This window comes from Streptomyces herbicida, from assembly GCF_032656585.1.
GTDB classification, from domain to species: Bacteria; Actinomycetota; Actinomycetes; order Streptomycetales; family Streptomycetaceae; genus Streptomyces; species Streptomyces herbicida.
In genome coordinates this window covers 42,100-56,601 of the sequence record NZ_JAUYWJ010000027.1, presented here as the reverse complement: position 1 = coordinate 56,601, position 14,502 = coordinate 42,100, and the positions used below count along the sequence as shown (strand labels likewise).

The window sequence follows — 14,502 nt, the reverse complement described above, 5'->3', positions numbered from 1 at the left end:
CCCCGCCCTGGCCTGCTCGGGTCAACCCTAGGTCCTGTCTCAGCCGTTCAGCTCGGCCAGGGCGGCGGCGAAGACGTCGGTGTGCGTGTCCACATCCTGCTCGGTCGTGTCGGGACACATCAGCGCCATGTTGTGGAACGGGGTCAACAGGATGCCCCGGTTGGCCAGGTAGAGGTGGAGGAAGTCCTCCAGCTCCGGGTCGGCGGCGGCCTCGGACTCGGTGCCGGTGCGCGGTGCCGGGTCGGCGAACCGGTACTCGCTGCGCGCGCCGAGGCGGCTGACCGACCAGGGCAGCGCATGGGCCGCGATGCCCGCGCGGACGCCGGCCTCGAAGCGTTCGGACAGCTTGGCCATGTGGGCGAACGCCTCGTCGGTGAGGACGTGTTCCAGGGTGGCCCGCATCGCGGCGACGGAGAGCGCGTTGCCCGCCAGGGTGCCGCCGACCCCGCCCATGTCCACCAGGTCCAGGTCGTCGCGGGCGAGCAGCCGCTCGGCCAGGTCGGCCGAGAGGCCGTAGGCGCCGGCCGGGATGCCGCCGCCGATGGCCTTGCCGATGGTCAGCAGGTCGGGGTCCAGGTCCCAGGCGGCGGTGCAGCCGCCCGGCCCGGCGGAGAAGGTGTGCGTCTCGTCGTTGATGAGGAGGGTGCCGTACTGCCGGGTGAGAGCGCGTACGCCGGCCAGGTAGCCGGGTTCGGGCAGCACGATGCCGATGTTGGTCAGCGCGGGTTCCATGAGGACGGCGGCGACGTCGCCGTGGGCGAGCTCGCGCTCCAGCTGCGCCAGGTCGTTGAACTCGGCGACCCTGCTGGTCAGGGTGACGTCGCAGGGGGCGCCGACGTTGCCGGGGCGGGCGGTGCCGCGGCCGTCCGGGCCCACGACGATCAGCGACTCGTCGACGCTGCCGTGATAGCTGTAGCTGTTCACGAGGATCTTGGACCGGCCGGTGACGGCCCGGGCGAGCCGGATCGCCCAGCGGTTGGCGTCGGTCGCGGTCAGCGAGAAGCTCCAGCGCGCGAGCCCGAAGCGGCGGGTCAGCTCCGCGCCGACCCACTCGGCGTCCTCCGTGGGGAGCATCGCGGTGGCCCCGCCCTGCTCGGCGAACCTGCGGTTCACCGCCTCGGCCACCACTGCGGGTGAGTGACCGGCCATGGCACCCGTGTCGCCGAGGCAGAAGTCGATGTACTGGTGTCCGTCGATGTCGGTGACCCGGGCTCCCCGGGCGGTTGCCAGATAGCGCGGAAAGGCGCCGGCGGTCTTGTTCATCCAGGTCATCGGCACCCGGCCGAAGAGGTGGTCGGCCCGCGTGTAGGCCGCCTTCGAACGCGGGTTGCGGCGCTCGGCCTCGGCGCTCTCGCGGGCCAGGAGGTGGTGGAGACGGGTGCGGTCCATGGAATACCCCAGCGGCGACGGCAATGACAACGGAACATGCGGAGCGTACGACCGAAGCAGCTGATACATCAACCCTGTACGCTCGATTCGATTGTTCGAGCACGCGATTCGAGCGCCCATCTCGTCACTGGAAGTAACGATTACTCGCTCGACAGCCCGAATCCCTGCTCGATTTTCGAATGTCGGGCACGAAACGCCAGGGCGCGCCACCCCTTCCGCCACATGGATCTATCTACCAGCATGCATATCCGGTGTTGGCGTGAAGTCGCACGAAGTGCCCGGTGACAGACGCCGCGCCCGCGCCCGTGTCAGGCGAGCGGAGATCACCCGGAGCGGTGCATGATGAACCCGATGTGGATGCAGGGCGTGGAATGGCTTGCCGCGGCGGCGGCGAACCCCCGGGCGTGCAAATGGGAGTGGGACCACGGCGAGGGCATCGCGCTGCTGGAGGCCGGACGCTTCTGGGACGTGCTGAGCGTTCCCGACCGGCTCGGTCTGCTCACCCTGGACCTGCTGTGGCGGCCCTCGCTGCCCGTCCCCGGGCCGACTCTGGTGGACACCGTGGCGCACCGGGTCGGCTTCTTCCTGCCGCCCGACCCGTCGGGTCGGTGGGTCGGCGCCGGGCTGCGGTACGCGACCAAGGGGTCCTGGGTGGCCGTACCGCCGCCGTACCGCTCGGCCCGCTCGCTGGAGTGGCTGATCCCGCCCGACGGAACCGGCTCGCTGCACGGTCCCGGCACCCTGGAAATGGCGCTGCGCCAGGCCAACGGGACGCTCGCGGTCCTCGGGCCACAGGCCGACGGCTAACGCCTCACAGACGCCCCACCCCGGGCCGGATGCGCACCGGAAGTCCGGCGAGGAAGGTCCACTTCAGGTCCGGGTCCGCGGGTACGCACCGCCCCTCGGCGCGCCACTCCGCGACGAGCTGCGCGTAGATCGGCTCACGGGTCCGCAGTGCGGCGGTCGGCTGCGCGGAGCGGGGCGGGTCGGGCTCCGGGTTCTGTGAGCGTCGCAACGCGACGGAGGTTCGGTCCATGCCGGAGCAACGCGTACTGTGCGCCGGTGGTACGCGCGCACCCGGGCGCTCACCGTGTCGGGTGAGTGCGCCGCCCGATCGGGGCACCCGCCGGTGCGACAAGCATCCGGAACGACAGGTGCCCCGGCCCGGTCAGCAGATCCTAGGCAGCTGCTCCCCCAGGGGCATGTCGACGACCCGGGTGCCCCCGAGGCCGGTGCGGGCCACCACCATCCCGGGGTGCTCGCGCACCGCCTCGCCGATGATCCTCGCCTCCTCGCCCAGCGGATGTGCCCGCATCGCGTCCAGGACGGCGTCGGCGTGCTCGCGCGGGACGAAGGCCACGAGCTTGCCCTCGTTGGCGACATAGAAGGGGTCGAGGCCCAGCACCGCACAGGCGTTGGCCACCTCGGGCGGGACCGGGACGTCCCGCTCGGTGACGACCACGCCCGTCCCCGAGGCGGCCGCGATCTCGTTGAGCGAGGCCGCGAGGCCGCCGCGGGTGGGGTCACGCAGCACGTGCAGATCCGGCGTGACGGCGAGCATGGTCTCGACGAGACCGCCGAGCGCGGCACAGTCGCTCTCGATCTCCACCCCGAACTCCAGGCCTTCGCGCACGCTCATGATGGCCACGCCGTGCACCCCGATCGCGCCGCTGACGATCACGACGTCGCCCGGGACGACCCGCTGCGGCCGCAGGTCGACACCCGCCGGGACAAGGCCGATGCCGGCGGTGTTGAGGTAGATACCGTCGCCGTGACCGGCCTCCACCACCTTGGTGTCGCCGGTCGCCACCTCGACGCCCGCGGTCCGCGCGGCCGCGCCGAGCGCCTCGGCCACCCGTGAGACGGTCTGCAGCTCCACGCCCTCCTCCAGGATGAATCCGCAGGAGAGGTAGGCCGCCCGGGCCCCGCTCATCGCGAGGTCGTTGACGGTGCCGTTGACGGCGAGGTCACCGATGCTGCCGCCCGGGAAGAACAGGGGCCGTACGACGAAGGAGTCGGTGGAGAAGGCCAGTCGCACACCGCCGAGGGACAGCGCGGCGGCGTCGCCCATCTGGGCGAGGACCTCACCCCCGAAGGCGGGCGCGAAGATGTGCTGGACCAGTTCGGCGGAGAGCGTGCCGCCGCCCCCGTGGCCCATGACGATCCGGGGCTGGTCGCGCAGCGGGGCCGGGCAGGTCCACCCGGTCGGGTCCAGGGTGTCGGAGGTGCTGTCAGGCAACGGGGCTCGCCTCCCGGGCCGCGGGGGTGATGTCCAGGCGCCGGTAGAGGTAGTACGCGGCGCAGGCGCCCTCGCTGGAGACCATGGTGGCTCCGAGCGGGGTGCGGGGGGTGCAGCGGGTGCCGAACGCCTCGCACTCGTTCGGCTTGAGCAAGCCCTGCAGGACCTCGCCGCTGCGGCACTCGGCCGGCTCGCAGGTGCGGATGCCGTCGACGGCGAAGCGCGACTCGGCGTCGTAGTCGCGGTACTTGGCGGACAGCCGCCACCCGCTGTCGGGGATCACGCCGATGCCCCGCCAGGCGCGGTCGGTGACCTCGAAGACGTCCTCCAGCATGGCCCGCGCGGCCGGGTTGCCCTCGGCGCGGACGGCACGGGGGTAGGCGTTCTCGACGGTGTGCTCCCCGCGTTCCAGCTGCGCGACGGTCCGGCGTACCCCCTCCAGGATGTCCAGGGGCTCGAAGCCCGTCACGACGATCGGGACGCGGTGGCGCTCCGCCAGCTCCGGATACTCGTCCACGCCCATCACGGTGCACACGTGCCCGGCGGCCAGGAAGCCCTGCACCCGGCAGCTCGGGGAGCGCATGATCGCCGCGATGGCGGGAGGGACCCGCACATGTGAAACCAGCAGGCTGAAGTTGCGGATGCCCAGCCTGCGGGCCTGATGGACCGTCATGGCGTTGGGGGGTGCGGTCGTCTCGAAGCCGATGCCGAAGAACACCACCTGGCGGTCCGGGTTCTGCTGGGCGATCCGCAGGGCGTCGAGCGGTGAATAGACGACCCGTACGTCGCCGCCCTCGCCGCGCACCTGGAACAGGTCCCGCCCGGTGCCGGGCACCCGGAGCATGTCGCCGAAGGAGCAGAAGATCACGTCCGGCCGGGAGGCGATCTCCAGGGCCTTGTCGATGACGTCGAGCGGGGTCACGCACACGGGACAGCCCGGACCGTGGATCAACTCGACCTGCTTGGGGAGGAGTTGGTCGATGCCGTGGCGGATGATGGAGTGCGTCTGCCCGCCGCAGACCTCCATCAGCGCCCAGGGCCTGGTCACGGTGGCGTGGATCTCGTCGAGGAGCCGCCGCGCCAGCGCCGGGTCCTGGAACTCGTCGATGTACTTCACTTCCGCGCCTCCTCTGCGGCGTGGGTCGCTCCCGCGCCCGCGGCCGCTTCCCAGGGGTCGCCGAACTCCTCTTGGAGCATGCCGAGTTCGGCGAAGAGTTCGAGCGTCTGCCGGGCCGACTCCTCGTCGAGCCGCTGCAGCGCGAACCCGACGTGCACGATGGCGTACTCGCCGACCTGCAGGTCGGGCAGGTACTCCAGGCACACCTCCTTGACCACACCGCCGAAGTCGACGGTGGCCAACCGGGTGCCGTCGCGCTCCTCGATGTCCAGGACTCTGCCGGGTACCGCCAGGCACATGGGCCTCTCCTCGCTGTGGGGTGGTTCGTCAGTCGGGGACCGGGCTCCGCGCGGCCACCATGAGCTGGCCGAGGGACAGACCGCCGTCGCCCGGCGGGACCAGGTGGTGGCGCAGCACGGTGAAACCGTCCGTGTCCAGCGCCGCCGTACAGGCCGAGGAGAGCGGGGAGTTGAGGAACACACCGCCGGTCAGGGCGACGGTGTCCACTCCGTGCCGCTCGCGCGCCCGCACGCAGACGCGGTGGACGATCTCGGCGACGGCCCGGTGGAAGCGGACCGCCACCCGCGCCGGAGCGACACCCGCGCGCAGATCGGCCACGATCGCCGAGAGGACGGGCGCCGGATCGGCCCGCACCGGTTCGCCGTCCAGCAGCGCGAACGCGTAGGCGGCGGTGTCCTCGGGGGGCGCCTGAAGGGCCGCGGCCTCCAGTTCGACGGCCGCCTGGGCCTCGTACCCGGCCAGCTGGCACACCCCCGCGAGCGACGACACGGCGTCGAAGAGCCGGCCCATGCTGGAGGTGGGAACGCAGTTCAGGTCTCGCTCCAACTGCTTTGCCAGAACGGCGAGTTCGCCAGAAGGGCAGGCCGCAACAGAGGCCAGGTCGGTGGACCACTCGATCCCGGCGGCGCGCAGGTGCGCGAGGGCCATGCGGTAGGGCCGGTGCACCGCGGCGTCCGCGCCGGGCAGCGGTACGTAGGCCAGGTGTCCGAAGCGGGTGAAGCCGTCGTAGTCCGCGAGCAGGAACTCCCCGCCCCACACCGCGCCGTCGTCGCCGTAGCCGGTGCCGTCGAAGGCGACGCCGAGCACCGGGCGGCTGCCGTCCAGTCCGTGTTCGGCCATCGTGGAGGCCACATGGGCGTGGTGGTGCTGGACGCGGACGACGGGCCGGCCGTCGGCGTTCCTGCTCGCCCACCGCGCGGAGCGGTAGCCGGGGTGCCGGTCGGCGGCCAGCAGCGTGGGCCGTACCGGGGTGATCGACTGCAACTGCCCCACGGCACGTTCGAAGGCCCGCTGCGTGGCCAGGTCGTCCATGTCGCCGATGTGCGCCGACAGCCAGGCCCGGCGTCCCTCGCCGAGGCAGAGGGTGTTCTTCAGGTCGCCGCCGACCGCGAGGGCCGGGTGCACGGGGACGGGGAGGTCCAGGGGCAGCGGGGCGTAGCCGCGGGCCCGGCGCACGACCAGCGGCCTGCCGTCGCACACGCGCACCACGGAGTCGTCGCACGGCACATGGATCGGCCGGTCGTGGGTGAGCCAGGCGTCGGCGAGCGGGGCCAATCGCTCCAGCGCCTCCGCGTCGTCGGTGACGATCGGCTCGCCGGAGACGTTGCCGCTGGTCATGACGAGCAGCCGGGTGCCCTCGGGGTCGCCGGGCAGGCCGAACAGGAGGTGGTGCAGCGGGGTGTACGGGAGCATGATGCCGAGGTCGGGGCTGCCGGGGGCGACGGTCTTCGCCGGCCAGGGCTTCGCGGGACCGGTGGGTGTGCGGCGGCGCAGCAGGACGATGGGGCGGCAGGCGCCGGTGAGCAGAGCGCGCTCCTCGGGACCGAGGCGCACGAGGTGCTCGATGTCGTCGAGGCTGCGGGCCATGACGGCGAACGGCTTGTCTCCCCTGGACTTCCGGTCGCGCAGCAGGGCGACCGCGCCGGGGTCGGTGGCATCGCAGGCGAGGTGGTAGCCGCCGAGGCCCTTGACCGCGACGATCGCGCCGCGCGCCAGCAGAGCGCGGGCCTCGGCGACCGGGTCGGCCGCGGCGACCGGGGCCGGCCGGCCTCCGGGGTCGGGTGCGCGCACCAGCAACCGCAGACGCGGCCCGCAGGCCGGACAGGCGACCGGCTGGGCGTGGAAGCGCCGGTCGGCGGGATCGGCGTACTCGCGGGCGCAGTCGGGGCACATCGGAAAGCCGGCCATCGTGGTCTGCGCCCGGTCGTAGGGCAGGCCGGTGACGATCGTGAACCGCGGGCCGCAGTGGGTGCAGTTGACGAAGGGGTGCCGGTGGCGCCGGTCGGCGGGGTCGGTCAGCTCGCGCAAGCACTCCGCGCAGGTCGCCGTGTCCGGGGGGATCAGCGTGCCGACGGGTCCGGCCGTGCGCGAGACGAGGATGGTGAACCCGTTGCCGCCGAGGGCGGGCACGTCCCGGTGGTCGACCGCGTCCACACGGGCCAGGGGCGGCGCGTCCGGTGCGATCCGGGCGCAGAACCGGGCGACCGCCTCGGCCGGGCCCTCGACCTCCGCCACAACGCCTTCCGGGGTGTTGGTCACGTGCCCGGACAGGTCCAGTGCGGTGGCGAGGGTGAAGACGTACGGCCGGAAGCCGACCCCCTGCACCACGCCGCGCACGGTGACCCGGCGGCGCAGTCGGGTCCGGCCTTCGGCTTCGACGGGTGGGGGCAGGACGCTCACGATCGGGACGGGACCGTGGCGTGGTCGTGGTCGTGGTGATGGTGGTGAAGGGGCCGGCGGGCCATGACGGGACTGTGCGGCGGGGTGCCCTCCGCGGCCGCCAGTGCCCGGTCGAGCAGGGAGCCGAGTCCCTGGTCCGCGCGTACCGAGGTCAGCAGCACCTCGACGCCGGGATTGACCCGCTCCACGTTCGCGCGGAAGGCGGCCTCGTCGAAGCCGACCGCCTCGGCGATGTCGGTCTTGGTGACCACCACCAGCTGGGCCAGGCCGAAGGCGGTGGGGTACTTCAGCGGCTTGTCCTCGCCCTCCGTCACGGAGGCCAGCACGACGCGGAGCGTCTCCCCGAGGTCGTAGGAGGCGGGACAGACGAGGTTGCCCACGTTCTCCACGAACAGCAGCCGGGTGGGCTCGGGCAGCCAGCCGTCCAGGTGGCGGGCGAGCATCCCGGCCTCCAGGTGGCACAGTCCGTCGGTGAGGACCTGCTTGACCGGGACGCCCGAACGCGCCAGTCGTGCCGCGTCGTTCTCGGTGGCGAGGTCGGCGGTGAGCGCCGCGACCGGCACGGACCGCTCGCGCGCCAGCGTCAACTCGTGTTCCAGCAGTGCGGTCTTGCCGCTGCCGGGGCTGGAGAGCAGGTTGACGACCGTGGTGCCGCGGGCCGTCAGTTCGGTGCGCAGGGCGTGCGCGGCCTCGTCGTTGCGGGCGAGGACCGCCTGTTGCAGGTCGAGCACACGGCACATGGTTCAGCGCTCCTCGACGATCGGTTCGCGGGCGGCCGCGGGCGCGCCGCCGTCGTCCCACCGCACACTGGTGACGCGCAGTTCACGGCCCGACAGCAGCTCGGTGGTCCCGCCGGCGCACCGTGGGCAGGTCAGCGAGGGCGGCATGCCGACGGCCCATTCGTGCGCGCAGGGCGCGCAGCGCGCCCGCCCCGGCACGGTGTCGGTGACCAGTTCGGCGCCCTCCAGCACGGTGCCGGCACAGGCCAGTTCGAAGCAGAAGGACAGGGAGTCGGCCACGACACCGGCGAGTTCGCCCACCTCCAGGCGCACCGAGCGCACGGCGGTGACGTCCCCGGCCCGCTCGGCCGCTTCTTCCACCTGTCCGATCACCGCCAGCGCGATGGACATCTCGTGCATCGGTCTCCGTCCTGGCGCGTGGTGTGCGCGCCGGTCACCGGGTCCCATTACAGGCGCGGCAGCACGGGCGGGCGGCTCGGCACGCCGTCGCCGCCCGGGCACGTACGCCGTTCGCCGCAACGTGTCGCCGGGCGGACGGGGCCTGTCTCACATGCGGCTGATCTTCAGGTAGCGCCTGATGTCGGGCAGCGACTGCACGACCAGGGCCGCGATGGCGGCGGACAGCACTCCGAGCGCGATGTTCTTCTTCATTCTGTGTCTCCTCAGTTGACGGCTTCGGCGGCCCGGGGCCGCGCCCCGGGCTCCGGCGGTGCGGCCAGCAGCTCTTCGATCAGCCGGACGGCCTGCGGTACGGCGTCGGACACCGGCCCGCTGAGGCCGATCCCCTCCTCCACGGAGGCCGGTTCGCAGCCCACGACCACGGTGCGGCGCGGGGGCCGGCCGCCGGTTCCGGCGCACAGGGTGCCCAGCAGGGCGAGCACGGCGTCGGGGGTCATCCGATGGCCGTCGAGCGGGGCGTGCTCCGTGCCGTCCGCGCCGATGTCGTCGTGCTCGATCACATACAGGGTGCCGGGGGCTCCGCCACGGGCCGTGGCGTCCACCAGGATCAGGGTGTCGTAGCCGTCGAGGAGCTGGTAGGCGAGGTGGACGCCCCGCACTCCGATGTCCACGGCCTCGACGTGGCCGGGCAGTTCACGTGCCGCGAGGGCGCGCACGGTCTCCACACCGAAGCCGTCGTCGCCGAGGAAGATGTTCCCGATGCCCGCTACGAGCACACGGCCGCCATGGCCCCGCTCCGGGGAAGGGCTCATGCGTCGTCCTCCAGGGGGGTCAGTTCGTCGGGCTGGAAGTACAGATAGCGGCCCTGTTCACGGCGCAGGTCGGCGCCGGGGTCGCCGTCCACCGTCACCGCGAGGTGCACTGCGCCGTCCACGTCGTGCAGCACGGCCTCGACCGTCGCGGTGCGCCCGCGCAGGAACAGGTCCTGGGCGTCGGTGCGGCGCAGGCCGGGGTTCAGGACGACCCGGCTGCCGGCGCCCACCGGCCGGCCGCCGACCGTGACCCGGTCGCGGGCGGGGTCGAAGCCGGCGTCGGCCGCCGGGTCCCACCAGGGTGTGTCGGGCTGTGGTACGCCGTGCTCGCCGGGGAAGCCCGCGGCGGGCGTGGGCCGTGTCACCTCGCGCAGTCCGCGCACGGTGCCGTGCAGGCGCTCCAGCACCTCCGGGGGCAGCGAGTCGGCCAGGTCGATCACGGCGGCGGCCCGCTCGTCGGTGCCCCGTGCCTCGCGCTTCTCCTCGTCGGTGAGGGCGGCGGTGCGCAGGGCGAGGATCTCGTCGATCTCGGTGGCGTCGTACAGGGCGCCGGGGCTTTCGGGCGCGATGGCCGGGTGGTCCTCGAGGATGATCGGTGAGGACAGGACGACGTCGGCGCGGCCGGGTTCGCCCGCGAGCACCGGCCAGGTGTGCAGATTCCGGCAGGAGGCGATCGCGGCCTTCGCCCACTCGGGGGGATCGGTCATCGACAGGAACGACCCCTTGCTCAGCGCCATCAGGAGGTGGGCGGCCACCAGGGAGCGCGGGAGTGCCGCGTCCCGGTCGGTCGCTTGTCCGGACGGCGGCAGCCAGGTGCTGGTGTTCTCGGCGACGGCGGTGAGCCGCGCGACCCGGTAGGGCCCGTCGAGTTCGCGCGCCGACAGGCGCAGGATTGCGCCGAGTTCCTCGTACCGGTGGATCGTGCGGCCGACGGTGCGGCCCGTCTCGTCGAGGACGGGCTCGCTGTCCTCGCCCGCGGGGCGGGCGAAGGGGATGGTGACGTCGCCGGCGAGCAGGTCCGCCACGGGCACGACCGCCTCGACGCGTTCCTCGACGCCCTCGTCCCAGGGAACCAGGACCCGGTCGGTGAGCCGGAGTTCGGGGACCGTCTCGAACCCACCGTCCGCGAGCGACCGTTGGACCGTGCGGCGACGGGCGCGCAGGAAGCGCAGTTCGACGGCGAGGGTGGCGCCCGACCGGGGTTCCATCAGGCACTCGGTGTGCTGGAAGGAGTGTTCCTCGCACTCGGCACCCCAGGCGGGCGGCACCAGCACACCGAACTGCCAGCGCAGCCGGTTCTTCGCGGAGGAGGCACGGTACGGGTAGAGCACATAGCCCTCGAAGAGCACGGCGTCGGCCACCTGCCGGGCGAGGGCGAGCCGCGCCTCGGTCTCGGGCGCGAAGGTGGTCACGCTCACGGAGCGGTCCTTCCGGTGATGACGGCGCCGGTGACGGATGCGCTCCGTGTCTCGTCCAGCAGGGCGCGTACGGTCGCCTCCCAGGAGGGCAGTGCCCGGCGTGAGCGGAAGGCGAGCAGGGCGTCCATGGTGTCGCGGGGCAGCCGGATCCAGCCGCAGCCGGGGAAGTGCTGTTCGACCATCTCGCGCCAGGTCGCGACGGGCATCCGGACCGTCGCCTCCCGGTCCCAGGGGACGGGCTCGACACGGAAGCCGCCCTTGCCGGTGAAGGCCGTGCCGGAGAAGAGCAACAGCAGCGGCACCTCGCCACCGCTCAGGGCGTCGAGGTAGCGGGTCGCCGCGATGTCCATGTCGTAGGTGCAGGGCACCACCAGGTCCGCCTCGGTCTCCCGGGTGAAGCCCGTGACCATGAGCGGGACCTGTGCGAACTGCACCGGCTGGAGAGTGCTGCCCCACCGGGAGCGCTCGCCGAAGAGGTCGGTGAGCGCCTCGGCCTCGGCGCCGTCGTAGCCGCGCCGGGCCGGCTCGATACGGATCTGGCAGTTCAGCAGGAGGGCGTGCACCGGTTCGTCGTCGGGCTTGGTGATGCGCAGCCGGAACACCAGGGTGGGTCCGGCCGCGTAGCGGTCGGCGCGTACTCCGGTGCAGGCGAAGGAGAGTGCGGTCACGGCCGGTCCTCCTCGCCGACGGGCCGGGCGAGGGCCGCGACCCGTGCGAAGAACGCGTCCAGGGCGGCGCGGGCCTCGGCCCCGCCGTCGAAGCCCTGCCACAACAGGCGCATCCGGCCGACCAGTTCGTAGCAGATGTCGATCGGTACGAGATGGCACTCGACACCGGCATCGGTGCGGCGCAGCAGGAGTGCCTCGACGTCCGGTTCGAGCAGCCCGGCGAGCCCGGTGGCGGCGAGGACTCCCGTCCAGGCCTCCGGTTCGAGCTCGCTCTCGGTGGCGCCGGCCGGACTCGGGTAGAGGGCCACCAGCCGGTCGAGCGCGGTGTTGCGGAAGAAGAACGCGACACCGACCGGGATGCGCAGCGTGTTCCAGGCGTTGTCGTCGAGGCGGTGGTCCGGGTCGGTGAGGTGGCGGGCCGGGACCGGCCGGAAACGGCCCGCGCCGGCGCCCGGCCGGTCCATCAGCAGGAAGCAGGGCGGGCAGGCGCACACCAGCGCCCGCTGCTCGGTGTCCACGAGGTGGCGGTGCTCCCCCTCGGCCACGACGACCGAGCACAGTCCGCACCGCTCGGGCTGCGGCGGGCGTTCGGCGAGAAATCTGCGCAGGCCGGACGCCGGGGCCGACGTCGCGGTCATCCGCGCACCCCGGGCCGGGTGCCGATCTGGAGCAGCGCGGGCTCGCCCGGGGCCCCGGCGGTCCGCACCTCGACGGCGCTGACCTCCGGCACGAAGCAGGTGAGGGCGTCCTCGGCCGCCTGCCGCACCGCCGACGCGGTGGCCGCGCAGCCGCAGCCCGCACCGGCCGCCGCCCGCAGCCGGAGTGTGCCCGTGGGCTCGTCGAAGTCCTCGACCTCCAGGCTCTGGTCCGCAACGGTGGCCAGGGCACGGGCGATGCGGGCCTCCCGGTCCTCGGGGTGGAGGTCGTGGAGCACCAGCAGGCCGGCCACCAGTTCGTCGCCGAACAGGGCCTCGACCGGGGCGCCCGCGGACAGCAGGTCCACGATCCGGGCGAGCCCTGCGCCGTAGAACTCCATGAGGGACCGCACCAGTTCCTCCGCCGCGGCGACCGCGGCGGTGTCGCCGGTGCCGGCCAGGCGGTCGAGGACGTCCTCGATCCGCCGCCCGGCCTCTTCCGCGCTCATCGGGCGCGTGGCGGGGGCCGCCGTGGTCGCGCTCATCCGCCCAGTCCGCTCAGGCCGGTGGGCACGTGCATCTTCTGCACGGTCCTGCCGCCTCCGACGTACATGTGGACACCGCAGGGCAGACAGGGGTCGAAGCTGCGCACGGTGCGCATGATGTCGATGCCCTTGAAGTTCTCCGGCGGGTTCTCCTCGAAGATCGGCGTGTTCTGCACTGCGTCCTCGTAGGGGCCGGGCGTGCCGTAGGAGTCCCGGACGCTGGCGTTCCACGGGGTGGGCGGGTAGGGGTGGTAGTTGGCGATCTTGCCGTCGCGGATCACCATGTGGTGGGAGAGGACACCGCGGACCGCCTCGGTGAAGCCGACGCCGATGCTCTCGTCGGGGACCTCGAACTTCTCCCAGGTCTGGGTGCGTCCGGCGCGGACCTCGTCCAGGGCCTGCTCGGCGAAGTGCAGGGCGAGGGCGGCGGTGTAGGCCTGGAAGTAGCTGCGCGCACGGTTGCGTTCCAGCGCGTTGCTCCACTTCGGGATCTTCCACTCGAAGGTGGTCTCGGGCTTGGTCATGGTGCGCGGCAGGTTGATGATCACGCTGTGACCGGTGGCCTTGACGCCGCCGGTGTCGACGAGTCCGGCCAGGGCGGTGGTCCACAGCCGGGCGATGGGGCCGCCGCCGGTGTCCAGGGCGAGATGGTCCTTGCCGTCGAACCAGCGCGGGGACATGACCCAGCTGTACTTGTCGTCGAAGTCCCGCTTCTGCGGGGCCGGGATGGTGTGCTGGTTCCAGGGGTGGCGCGGGTCGACCGGGTTGCCGAGCGGGTCGTGGGTGACGAAGAGGTCCTTGCCCTCCCAGTCCTCGTAGTACGAGCTGCCCAGCAGGATGCGGATGCCCAGGTTGATCCGGGTGAGGTCGGTGGTGACCAGCTTGCCGTCGACGACGATGCCGGGGGTGACGAACATCCGCCGGCCCCAGTCCGTCATGTTGGCGTAGGTGAAGTCGCAGTACTCGGGGTCGTTGAGCGCGCCCCAGCAGCCGAGCAGGACGCGACGGCGGCCGACCTCCTCGTAGCCGGGCATGGCCTCGTAGAAGAAGTCGAAGAGGTCGTCGTGGAGCGGGACGACCCGCTTCATGAACTCGACGTACCGCATCAGCCGGCTGAGGTAGTCCGTGAAGAGCTGGACGGAGGCGTTGGTGCCGACGCCGCCCGGGTACAGCGTGGAGGGGTGCACATGGCGGCCCTCCATCAGGCAGAACATCTCGCGCGTGTAGCGGCTGACCTGCAGCGCCTCGCGGTAGAACTCGCCCTCGAGGGGGTTCAGGGCCCGCATGATGTCGGCGATGGTGCGGTAGCCGTGCTCCGCGGCGTGCGGAGCCTCCGTGCGCTCGGCGAGTTCCAGGACGCCGGGGTTGGTCTCCTTGACCATCTTCTCGCAGTAGTCGACCCCGACCAGGTTCTCCTGGAAGATGTTGTGGTCGAACATGTACTCGGCGGCCTCGCCGAGGTTGATGACCCACTCGCCGAGGTGCGGGGGCTTCACGCCGTAGGCCATGTTCTGCGTGTACACGGAGCAGGTGGCGTGGTTGTCGCCGCAGATGCCGCAGATGCGGCTGGTGATGAAGTGGGCGTCGCGCGGGTCCTTGCCGCGCATGAAGACGCTGTAGCCGCGGAAGACCGACGAGGTGCTGTAGCACTCGGCGACCCGCTTCTGTTTGAAGTCGATCTTCGTGTGGATGCCCAGGCTGCCCACGATCCGGGTGATCGGGTCCCAGGACATCTCCATCAGGCCGCTGCCGTCGCCGGCCGCCTTGGTCTTCGGGGTCATGGTCTGTGTGGTGTCCTTCGTGTGCCGGGGGTCGGGAGGTGGGCGGAGGTGGGGTCAGG

General features: G+C 72.3%; 16 protein-coding genes. 1 reads left to right on the top strand and 15 read right to left on the bottom strand.

All coding sequences use genetic code 11. The features are described 5' to 3' along the window. Positions 1 to 39: 39 nt before the first annotated feature. Positions 40 to 1,389 (bottom strand): transaminase, encoded by a 1,350-nt coding sequence (locus Q8A52_RS40350; RefSeq protein WP_316761387.1) that lies wholly within the window; start codon positions 1,387 to 1,389, stop codon positions 40 to 42. 339 nt (positions 1,390 to 1,728) lie between these two features. On the opposite strand from Q8A52_RS40350, the gene Q8A52_RS40345 reads away from it, so the two are divergent. After that, the gene (locus Q8A52_RS40345; protein ID WP_316761385.1) at positions 1,729 to 2,196 is read left to right on the top strand and encodes a hypothetical protein; all 468 of its coding nucleotides are present in this window, start codon (positions 1,729 to 1,731) and stop codon (positions 2,194 to 2,196) included. 4 nt (positions 2,197 to 2,200) lie between these two features. Here the strand turns inward: Q8A52_RS40345 and Q8A52_RS40340 are convergent, their stop codons facing one another. The 14 genes from Q8A52_RS40340 to Q8A52_RS40280 all read right to left on the bottom strand — a co-directional run bounded on the left by Q8A52_RS40340 (position 2,201) and on the right by Q8A52_RS40280 (position 14,443). Continuing rightward, complete coding sequence (locus Q8A52_RS40340) at positions 2,201 to 2,425, bottom strand: hypothetical protein (protein ID WP_316761382.1); 225 nt, start codon at positions 2,423 to 2,425, stop codon at positions 2,201 to 2,203. A 132-nt stretch (positions 2,426 to 2,557) separates the two neighbouring features. Continuing rightward, the gene (hypE, locus tag Q8A52_RS40335) at positions 2,558 to 3,628 is read right to left on the bottom strand and encodes a hydrogenase expression/formation protein HypE (protein ID WP_316761378.1); all 1,071 of its coding nucleotides are present in this window, start codon (positions 3,626 to 3,628) and stop codon (positions 2,558 to 2,560) included. After that, positions 3,621 to 4,745 carry a hydrogenase formation protein HypD gene (gene hypD, locus Q8A52_RS40330; RefSeq protein WP_316761376.1) on the bottom strand — a complete coding sequence of 375 codons (1,125 nt, stop codon included), beginning with the start codon at positions 4,743 to 4,745 and terminating at the stop codon, positions 3,621 to 3,623. The genes hypE and hypD overlap by 8 nt, the downstream gene beginning before the upstream one ends. Then, positions 4,742 to 5,044, bottom strand: a complete 303-nt coding sequence (locus Q8A52_RS40325) for a HypC/HybG/HupF family hydrogenase formation chaperone (protein ID WP_316761374.1) — start codon at positions 5,042 to 5,044, stop codon at positions 4,742 to 4,744. The genes hypD and Q8A52_RS40325 overlap by 4 nt, the downstream gene beginning before the upstream one ends. Positions 5,045 to 5,072: 28 nt before the next feature. Beyond that, positions 5,073 to 7,445, bottom strand: coding sequence for a carbamoyltransferase HypF (gene hypF, locus Q8A52_RS40320; protein WP_316761373.1), 2,373 nt, complete (start codon positions 7,443 to 7,445; stop codon positions 5,073 to 5,075). Beyond that, the gene (gene hypB, locus Q8A52_RS40315; protein WP_316761371.1) at positions 7,442 to 8,185 is read right to left on the bottom strand and encodes a hydrogenase nickel incorporation protein HypB; all 744 of its coding nucleotides are present in this window, start codon (positions 8,183 to 8,185) and stop codon (positions 7,442 to 7,444) included. Before hypB ends, hypF begins: the two co-directional genes overlap by 4 nt. 3 nt (positions 8,186 to 8,188) lie before the next feature. Beyond that, positions 8,189 to 8,584 (bottom strand): hydrogenase maturation nickel metallochaperone HypA/HybF, encoded by a 396-nt coding sequence (locus Q8A52_RS40310; protein WP_316761369.1) that lies wholly within the window; start codon positions 8,582 to 8,584, stop codon positions 8,189 to 8,191. Between the two features lie 147 nt (positions 8,585 to 8,731). Beyond that, positions 8,732 to 8,836, bottom strand: coding sequence for a DUF6893 family small protein (locus Q8A52_RS49315; protein ID WP_390709632.1), 105 nt, complete (start codon positions 8,834 to 8,836; stop codon positions 8,732 to 8,734). Positions 8,837 to 8,847: 11 nt separating this feature from the next. Further along, positions 8,848 to 9,396 (bottom strand): hydrogenase maturation protease, encoded by a 549-nt coding sequence (locus tag Q8A52_RS40305; protein WP_316761367.1) that lies wholly within the window; start codon positions 9,394 to 9,396, stop codon positions 8,848 to 8,850. Beyond that, positions 9,393 to 10,814, bottom strand: a complete 1,422-nt coding sequence (locus tag Q8A52_RS40300) for a hypothetical protein (RefSeq protein WP_316761365.1) — start codon at positions 10,812 to 10,814, stop codon at positions 9,393 to 9,395. Before Q8A52_RS40300 ends, Q8A52_RS40305 begins: the two co-directional genes overlap by 4 nt. Next, positions 10,811 to 11,482: a DUF6084 family protein gene (locus Q8A52_RS40295; protein WP_316761364.1), complete on the bottom strand. Its 672-nt coding sequence runs from the start codon at positions 11,480 to 11,482 to the stop codon at positions 10,811 to 10,813. The genes Q8A52_RS40300 and Q8A52_RS40295 overlap by 4 nt, the downstream gene beginning before the upstream one ends. Continuing rightward, positions 11,479 to 12,120, bottom strand: a complete 642-nt coding sequence (locus Q8A52_RS40290) for a DUF5947 family protein (RefSeq protein ID WP_316761361.1) — start codon at positions 12,118 to 12,120, stop codon at positions 11,479 to 11,481. The genes Q8A52_RS40295 and Q8A52_RS40290 overlap by 4 nt, the downstream gene beginning before the upstream one ends. Then, positions 12,117 to 12,662, bottom strand: coding sequence for a hypothetical protein (locus tag Q8A52_RS40285; protein ID WP_316761359.1), 546 nt, complete (start codon positions 12,660 to 12,662; stop codon positions 12,117 to 12,119). The genes Q8A52_RS40290 and Q8A52_RS40285 overlap by 4 nt, the downstream gene beginning before the upstream one ends. Further along, a complete protein-coding gene (locus tag Q8A52_RS40280; RefSeq protein WP_316761356.1) occupies positions 12,659 to 14,443 on the bottom strand; it encodes a nickel-dependent hydrogenase large subunit in 1,785 nt (594 codons plus the stop codon). Before Q8A52_RS40280 ends, Q8A52_RS40285 begins: the two co-directional genes overlap by 4 nt. Between the last annotated feature and the right edge of the window lie 59 nt (positions 14,444 to 14,502).